6 protein-coding genes and 1 pseudogene are annotated in these 8528 nt (G+C 74.1%); 4 read left to right on the forward strand and 3 right to left on the reverse strand.

The window, feature by feature from the left end; translation table 11 throughout:
• Window positions 1-108 precede the first annotated feature (108 nt).
• On the reverse strand, window positions 109-2529 hold the full coding sequence (locus BBK14_RS05635) for a PAS domain-containing protein (RefSeq protein WP_420849128.1): 2421 nt from the start codon (window positions 2527-2529) through the stop codon (window positions 109-111).
• A gap of 307 nt (window positions 2530-2836) precedes the next feature.
• Here BBK14_RS05635 and BBK14_RS05640 point away from each other — a divergent pair, with 307 nt between their 5' ends.
• A complete protein-coding gene (locus tag BBK14_RS05640; RefSeq protein ID WP_241831186.1) occupies window positions 2837-3757 on the forward strand; it encodes an aminotransferase class IV family protein in 921 nt (306 codons plus the stop codon).
• Between the two features lie 28 nt (window positions 3758-3785).
• On the forward strand, window positions 3786-5087 hold the full coding sequence (larC, locus tag BBK14_RS05645) for a nickel pincer cofactor biosynthesis protein LarC (RefSeq protein WP_071060127.1): 1302 nt from the start codon (window positions 3786-3788) through the stop codon (window positions 5085-5087).
• Window positions 5088-5662: 575 nt separating this feature from the next.
• Here larC and BBK14_RS05650 read toward each other — a convergent pair.
• A complete protein-coding gene (locus BBK14_RS05650; RefSeq protein ID WP_020572307.1) occupies window positions 5663-5869 on the reverse strand; it encodes a hypothetical protein in 207 nt (68 codons plus the stop codon).
• A 533-nt stretch (window positions 5870-6402) separates the two neighbouring features.
• Between BBK14_RS05650 and BBK14_RS05655 the strand changes: the two genes are divergently transcribed.
• Both BBK14_RS05655 and BBK14_RS05660 read left to right on the forward strand, forming a co-directional pair.
• A complete protein-coding gene (locus BBK14_RS05655) occupies window positions 6403-7434 on the forward strand; it encodes an NAD-dependent epimerase/dehydratase family protein (protein WP_071060128.1) in 1032 nt (343 codons plus the stop codon).
• A gap of 313 nt (window positions 7435-7747) precedes the next feature.
• Window positions 7748-8194: a YihY/virulence factor BrkB family protein gene (locus BBK14_RS05660; protein WP_476739385.1), complete on the forward strand. Its 447-nt coding sequence runs from the start codon at window positions 7748-7750 to the stop codon at window positions 8192-8194.
• Between the two features lie 225 nt (window positions 8195-8419).
• Here the strand turns inward: BBK14_RS05660 and BBK14_RS39625 are convergent.
• A pseudogene (locus BBK14_RS39625) lies at window positions 8420-8528 on the reverse strand (MerR family transcriptional regulator); the annotation flags it as partial.

Consider the following 8528-nt stretch of genomic DNA (forward strand, 5'->3'; position numbering starts at 1 on the left):
TCAAGTGGACCAGGACCGCCGACCAGATCATCGACGCGATCGGACACTACTGCGCGCGAATCTCCGGACCGGGACACTAGGCAGCCGGGCCGACAGGCCGGGACGGGATCAGGCGCCTACCGGTGTCGGCTGGAGTTTGAAGATCGTGCGACGGATGTCGTCGATGGTGGAGTCGAGTCCGGTGATGGCCGCGTTCAGGCGGGCCGCGGTCACGTCGCCAACGGCCCGCGTGAGCGACTGCAGGTGCAGGCCGATCGCGAAGAGCCGTTGGATGACGAGATCGTGCAAGTCCCGGGCGATGCGCTCGCGGTCCTCGAAGACCGCGAACCGGGCGCGCTCGCGGTGTGCCTCGGCCAGTTGGAGGGCCAGGGCGGCGTCGTTCGCGAATGCTCCGGCCAGCTCGGGGTCGTTCCCGGCGAACGGGACGCCCTCGGTGCTGTTACCCAGGACCAGCGCGCCGAGGGGCTTGTCCGCGACGACCAGCGGGATGACCAGCGCCTCGCGAAGCCGCGGATCCGGCGGGATCGGCGGCGGCGCCACCGCCATCGGGCCGTCCGGTCCCTTCGCCGCGGACCCGTCCGGCAGGCCCGCGGCCGCCGCCCGCCCCGACCCAGGCGCGGGGGCGGGGGCGGTCGGCGATGCTGCCGCGGGGACGTTTCCGCGTGGTTCCGGCCGGGCGTCGGTGGGTCCGGTCAGGGCGACCGGGCCGCTCCAGGCGTCGGTCGCGTCGAGATCACCCACGTGCACGGGACGTCCGGCCAGGAACTCGGGACGGTTCTCGGCCGCGTCGAGTGCGAGCGCGAGGCTGTGCAGGGTTTCCGGGTCGGAGTGGCGGTGGGGGGCCGAGTCGACCTCGGTGGCGACCAGGTTGCCCGCCTCGTCGGGTAGTGCCACGGCGCCGACGTCCGCCGAGGTGACGCCGCGGGCGAGCGAGGCGAGCAGCATGAGGGCCTGCTGGGACTGGCCGGCCACCAGCGCGCCGGCGGTGATCTCCGCGCTGGCCGCCAGCCACGCGCGGCCGCGCTGGGCCTCCTCGTAGAGCTGCCGCGACCGGCGCTCGACGCGGTCCCGGTCGATCGCCGCGCCGAGAATGTTCGCCACGGACTGGAGGAAGCGTGCCTCCTCCCCGGTGAAGCGGCGCGAACGCGTGCTGGCCGCGGCCAGCACGCCGAACGGTGACCGGGCCGAGCCGATCCGGGCCGCGAGCGCCGCCTGCGCGCCTCCGGCGTCGGACCACCCGCTGCGCAGGTGTGGACGGGTTCCGAGGTCGTTCGCCACGACGGGCTCGTCGACGCCGAGCGCGAGGTGGACGAGTGAGCTCGCTTCGGCCGCCAGCGTGCCGGTCAGGTAGATCGGGCCGGTGCCGAGCTKCGTGGACGCGGTCGGCACCGACGGGTCGGTCAGGCGCGCGAGGTGCCCGGGATCGGACGCACCGGCACCCGGCCCGCCAGCACCACCGGCGGCGCTGGTGGATGAACCGTTGGCGGATCCGTCGGGCAGACCGGCGCGCTCGGGACCGTCGGCCAGGCTCGCCCGGTCGCCGGCGGGTTCGCGGCGGATCACGTCGCAGACGGCGACGTCCAGGGTGGTGGTGACCAGACCGACCGCCTCGACGAGCAGGGTCGGGATGTCGAGATCTGCCAGCGCGCGCTGCCCGAGCCGGGCGAGCCCGGCCTGCTGGCGCTCGGCCCGGCGCAGGTCGGTGATGTCGGACAGGACGAGCGCGGCCATCTCCTCACCGCCCTGGTCGAACGGGATCACCGAGGCGCGCAGCGCCCGGCCGGTGCCCCGCTCGCCCGCCAGCTCGAGGTCGCCGAGCTGTGCCCGGCGGGTGCGCAGGGCGAGCGCGACCAGGCCCCAGTCGCCACCGAGGGAGCGTGTCTGCCAGTCAGCGGGGTGCAGCAGCTCGACCAGCCGGTCGAGCGGGTCCCCGGGAAGCAGCTGCGCGCCGACCAGGCGGTCGACGACCGGCGAGCCGCGGCGCAGCCGCAGGTCGCGGTCGTAGACGGCGACGCCCGTCGGCAGCTCTTCGGGATCGGTGCCTGCGGTGATCAGTTCCAGCAGCGTGGCGTGCTCCCCGACCGCCTCGGCGCCGAGCCGGGAGTCGGTGACGTCGAGGATCGTGCCGGTGTTGCCGAGCACCTCACCGGACGGGCCGCGCAGCACGTTCGCGCGGATCTGTACCTGCCGGTAGCCGCCGTGGCGGGTGCGGTAGCGGGTCTCGTGGTGGCAGTGGTCGGCGCCGCCGCGCACCACGCCCATGAACAGCGCGGTCGTGTACTCGACCTCGTCGGGGTGGACGTAGTCGAGGAAGCGGGCGCCCAGGCTCGGGCCGACGTCGTAGCCGGTGAGGGTGGTCCAGGCCCGGTTCAGGTAGGTCCAGCGGCCCTCCGCGTCGGTGCGGAACACCACCTCGCTCAGGCTGTCGAGGAGGTTCGCCGCGGACGTCTCCGCGGCCGCCGCCCGGCCCGGACCGCTGCGTGACCAGGGCCGGGTCGTCGGGTCGGCATGGCTTGTCTCGGACGTCACCGGGCCCCCATCCATCACGGCTGCGATCATCACCCGCGCCCCGGCCGGGGGCACGGGCGATCTTCCTAGGACTGACACCGTACGCGGTGCGGGTGACCGCCGCTGCTGGAACAACATCCTCCCCGGAGCGCTTCGCCGGCCCTCATCCGGGGGACCGTTCCCCCAGCCGCAACCTTGTATCCGCAACGACTTCGGCAGCTGCCGGCGCAATCCTCGCGCCCGGGCGGGGGACCGCCGACGGATCCCGGCGGCGCCCGCCGAAAGCCCGATCCGGCGCGGAGAGATCGCTACCGTGGGTTCCGTGGACATGACACCGCTGACGCACGTCGAGGTCGACGGCCACCCCGCGGGCGTGGACGACCTGCGCCACCTCGCCCTGGCCAACGACGGCCACCTCACGACGATGCAGGTCCGGGCCGGCCGGGTCCGGGGGCTGGCACTGCACCTGCGTCGGCTGGACCGCGCCAACCAGGAGCTCTACGGCACCTACCTGGACGGCGGCCTGGTCCGCGACCGGATCCGGCACGCGCTGGCGACCACCCCGGCCCCGCACGGCCCGGCGGAGAGCGGCGACGCGACCGTGCGGACGGTGGTCTTTCCCACCGGAACGGGGTCGGTCTCGATCCTGGTCTCGATCGGCCCGCCGGCCGAGCCCGCCGCCGGCCCGCTGCGGCTGTGCTCGCTGCGCTACCAGCGGCCGTTCCCGCACATCAAGCACGTCGGCAGCTTCGGGCAGATCCACTTCGGCCGGCTGGCCCGCGGGCGCGGCTTCGACGACGCGCTGCTCGTCACCGGGGAGGGCCTGGTCTGCGAGACCACCGTCGCCAACATCGGTTTCGTCACCGCGTCGCCGGCCAGGGTGATCTGGCCGGACGGCCCGTCGCTGGTCGGCGTCACCATGGCGCTGCTCGACGAGCGGCTGCGCCCCGGGGCCACCGCCGAGCCTGTCGCACATCAAGTCCCCGCCGCCGCGACCGCGGTGACGGCGCCCGCCACCGCCACCATCGTGCCCGCCGCCGCGGCCGGAGAGGAGCGCGGCCCGCTCCTCGAGTCCCGACGGGAGCCGGTACGGCTGGCGGACGTCGGCCACTTCCGGGCCGCCTTCGTCGCCAACGCGCGGGGGATCGTGCCCGTCGACCGGATCGACACCACACCGGTCCCGGTGAACGAGACGGTGCTGGCCGCGCTGCGCCGCGCCTACGCCTCGGTGCCCTGGGACGAGATCTGACCGTCGGCCGCTGGGCGATGATGGGGGCATGACAGGCAACACGTCCACCGGGATCGTCGGCTGGCTCGACGCGACCGGCGGGATCAGCGGCGACATGCTCCTCGGTGCCTGCCTGGACGCCGGGGTCGACCTGGCCGTGCTGCGGGCCGCCGTCGCGGCGCTGCGCCTGCCCGACGAGGTGCGGCTGGACGCGCGGACCGTGCAGCGCGGAGGGCTGCGGGCGTCCCAGGTTCTGGTGCGGTGCGCGCCGAGCCCGCACGCGCGCGGGCTCGCCGACATCCTCGGGCTGCTGGATGCCGCCGACCTCGACCCGGTCGTACGGGCCCGGGCCGCGGACGTGTTCCGCGCGCTGGGGACCGCCGAGGCGCGGGTGCACGGTCGTCCCATCGAGCAGGTGCACTTCCACGAGGTCGGCGCGCTCGACAGCCTGGCGGACGTCGTCGGCGCCGTCGCCGGCCTGCACGCGCTCGGGATCGACCGGCTCGTGTGCAGCCCGATCTCGCTGGGCGGCGGTCGGATCAGCGCGGCGCACGGGGCCATCCCGTTGCCCGGGCCGGCCGTCCTGGAGCTGCTGCGGGCGGCCGGGGCGCCGGCGTCGGGCGGCCCGGTGGAGACCGAGCTGGCGACGCCGACGGGGGTGGCGCTCGCCGTCACGCTCGCCGAGGAGTTCGGTCCGATGCCGCTCATGCGCACCACGTCGATCGGGCTGGGCGCCGGCGGGCGGGATCTCGACGGGCATCCGAACGTGACCCGGCTGGTCGTCGGCCGGGCCGATCTGGCGGGGCCGGCGGCGGCGCACGGGGCCCGCCACGGCGACAGCGTCGTGCTGGAGACGAACGTCGACGACCTGGACCCGCGGCTGTGGCCGTCGACGCTGCGGGCGCTGCTCGCCGGCGGCGCGGCGGACGCCTGGCTGACCCCGATCCTGATGAAGAAGGGCCGGCCCGCGCACGTCCTGTCGGTGCTGTGCGAGCCCGCCGCGGCCGACCGGCTGCGGCAGGTGATCTTCAGCCACACGACGTCGATCGGGGTCCGCGAGCACACGGTGACGAAGTCCGCGCTGGCCCGCCGCGAGCTGCGGGTGGCGGTGGCGGGCGGGGAGGTGCGGGTGAAGATCGCCTCGTCGCGCGGTGCCGTCGTCAACGCCTCGGTGGAGTACGACGACGTGGTCGCGGTGGCGGCGACGGCCGGGCTACCCCCGAAGGTGGTCCTGGACCTGGCCCGGGCGGAGGCCGTGCGGGCCCACTCCCCCGCAGCCCCCGGGAACGAGTTTCCGACGGTCGAGCACCCCGGGGCCCACGGGCACGGCCGGCCGGGTCAGCCGGGCTGACGTCCCGGCGGCTCGCCCGGCCCTGTTGATCCGTCCGAACTGATCACCCGGCCCGGCGGATCGCCGATCGCGAGGTCGGCGATCCGCCGCGGGGCGCCAGGTCAGACGGGGCTCAGCGGTGCTGGCCCGAGGTTCCGTGCTGGCGGGGCTGCGTGGGCCGGCGGCGGGCCGGCCGGGTGCGCGGGCCGTCGTGGGGCCGCGTCCGCACGGCGGCTGCGGGGACGGGAGCGGGAGCCGCGGGCTCCAGATCCATGTCCTCCGGCGCCGCCGGCGCGAGGCGCCCGAAGTCCGGCGCGTGGAAGGGGTGGTTCGTCGGCGGCGGAGGCGCCTGCCGACGCAGCGGCCGTACCGGCTCCGCTGCCGAGAAGAGAGGGAGCGAGATCGTGTCGATGAGAGGTCACGCTTTCGGATGGGGTCGCCGTGACGAACGGCGAGACGGGCAGAAAAAGATCATGGAGTGTCACCGTCGGGCGGACACGCCCTCCGGTGGCGACGCGCCCCTTCGGGGCCGCCTGTGTTCCCGCGCGCGGGAACCGTCCCGCGGCGTGCAGGCGCCTGTTCGCGCCCGCACGGCCTCAGAGGTGGGACATCCCCTCGAACGGGCTCGGTATGCGTTCCTGCCGGGACCCGAAGTCGACGAGGACGGCGGCCGTACCCTCGACCCGGGTTACCCGGCCGAGCCCGTACGCGTCGTGTACGACCCGGTCGCCCTCAGCGAACTGAGGACACGGCGGGATCACGGGAGCCTTGAACGGACTGGTGGGCAGATGGCGTCTGGGCACCGCTGACTGGCTCATCACCGCAAGTATGCAACGGCAGGGCGAGGCAGGCAGCTCGCAGGGTCCGCCACGCGGGCGGTTGACGCTCCGCCGGGGCCATGCCCGGGCCTGACCTGGGGATACATTGCCGCACCATCCGTCCATTAGCCCCGGCTTACCCGGGATGTACTGACACCGGACGTGATCGTGCAGGCAGTCCGCTGTACTCAACGGTACGCCCCCGCGGGCCGGAGCGTCGAGGACGGGCAGCCGGCCGGGATGCGAGTTGTCACGTCAGCGCATGGACTGGCTGACGCAACTCACCGGCCCCGCTCCCAGTCGGGGGACTGCGCGGGGGCACCAGCCCGAGGCTGCCCACCCGACCCGCCACCCATCACGATCAGTCAATTGCGGTGTGTTGGCGACGGGCCGCCTACCTGCCGCGCGGCGGCCGGTCCCACCACGTTTCGCACGCTCGTGAGCGGCGATCCTGGCGGTGCGGCCAATCCGAATCCACCACCGGAACGTCCGCCACCGGGCGCGGCGCCGTCGTCGTCGTGGGCGCGTCGGGCAACGTCGGGACGAGCGTCCTGACGGCCCTGGCCCGCTCGCCCGCGATCGCCCGTATCACCGGTGTCGCCCGCAGACCACCTCGCTGGACTGCGGAGAAGACCACCTGGGTGCCGGCCGACGTTGCCCGCGACGACCTGCTCCCCGTGTTCGCCGGCGCCGACGTGGTCATCCATCTCGCGTGGCTGTTCCAACCCACACACGATCCGACGGCGACCTGGCAGGCCAACGTCCTCGGCGGCATCCGGGTGTTCGACGCGGCGGCGCGGGCGGGTGTGCCGGCTCTCGTGTGTGCCTCGTCGGTCGGCGCGTACTCCCCCGGACCGAAGGATCGCACCGTCGACGAGACCTGGCCGACCCACGGCTGGCCAGGCGCGACCTACACCCGGGAGAAGGCCTACGTCGAGCGTGTCCTCGACGCCTTCGAGCTCGATCATCCGGCGATGCGGGTGGTCCGGCTCCGGCCGGGGTTCGTCTTCAAACGGCGGGCGGCCAGCCGGCAACGCCGCCTGTTCGCGGGGCCGCTCCTGCCCGGCGGGCTGGTTCGGGCCGCCACGGTACCCGTGGTTCCCGATCTCGCCGGGCTGAGATTCCAGGTCGTCCACTCCGAGGACGTGGGCGAGGCCTACCGGCTCGCCGCCGCGCGGACCGTTCGCGGGGCCTTCAACATCGCGGCCGAGCCCGTGGTCGACAGCCGGACCCTCGCCGAGGCCCTCAGCGCCCGCGCCGTACGGGTACCGGCGGGGGCGGCCCGCGCCGCGCTCGCGGCGGCCTGGCGCCTGCATCTGGTGCCTGCCACCCCAGGGCTCCTCGACGCCGTCCTGCACCTGCCCCTCATGGACACCACCCGCGCCAGGACGGAACTGGGCTGGACGCCCCGGCACGACTCCCACGCCGCCCTCCGCAGCCTCCTCACCGGACTGCGGGAAGGCGCCGGAGGGGACACCGCCGCTCTCGCACCAGACACCCCCGCGGGCCGTCTGCGGGAGATCCGCACCGGCGTGGGCAGGCACGCCTGACAAGCCGACCACGCGCCGGGAGGGCTGGATACGGTACGGAGGAGAGGATTTGCGGGCGCCGCAGCGGCTAAGCATCGGTCATGGCTGCGATCTGGAGACGGCACCGGGGGGATGAGGAGCCGGTGCTGAGCACCGGCCCGGACTTCCCGGCGCTGCTGGTCCTGGTGTCGCTGCCGGCGCCGGTGGGATCCTGGCCGTCGTCGGCCTGGCCGGCGCCCTGTGGTCCGCCTCCGGTTACATCGCCGCGTTCATCCGCGCCGCGAACGTCGTCTACGACATTCCCGAAGGGCGTCCGGCGTGGAAGGTCCTGCCGTTGAGACTGGCCGTGACACTGACGGCCTGGTCCTACGCGAAGTGGCCGGTACTCGTCCTGCTCGTGATCCTCATGATCGCCCTGCTGTACTGGTCCGCGCCCAACGTGCGGGTGCGCGGCTTCCGCTGGCTGACGCCGGGCAGTGCCCTGGCCGTCGTCATCTGGCTCGCGGCGTCCGGGGGCTTCGCGTTGTACGTCGCGAACTTCGGCTCCTACAACAAGACCTACGGAACCCTCGCCGGAGTCATCATCTTCCTGGTCTGGCTATGGCTGTCCAACCTGGCGATCCTGCTCGGCCTGGAGTTCGACGCCGAGATCGCCCGGGAACGCGCCGTCGCCGGCGGCCTGCCCGCGGACGAGGAGCCGTACGCCGAACCCCGCGACACCCACACCTGGCCCCACCGGCCACGCCGCTCCCGCCGACACGTCGGTCAGCGAACCACCTGACGGAGCCGACGGCGACGAGTGCCACGCCGCGACCCGGTAGCAATGCCCACCCGGCCAGGGCAGGCCGAGCGCGAGGGTGCCGCCCAGCCCTGATCCTCGGGAGCCCGCCATCGAGGTGATCCCGAGCCCGGCCGCGAGCTGGGTGTGGGTGAGCCCGAAGCGCAGGTGCGCCGGCACCAGCAGGGCCTGTCGATCTGCCTGTCAGGAGGTCTCGGCGGGCGGTGGCTAGCTGGTTGTCAGTTGGCGTGATTGCTGGTTGAGCCGCTGGGCTTCGGCGAGTTGGTCTTCGAGGATGACGATGCGGCAGGCGGCGTCGATCGCGGTGCCCTGATCG

The organism is Parafrankia soli (assembly GCF_001854695.1).
Classification (GTDB): domain Bacteria; phylum Actinomycetota; class Actinomycetes; order Frankiales; family Frankiaceae; genus Parafrankia; species Parafrankia soli.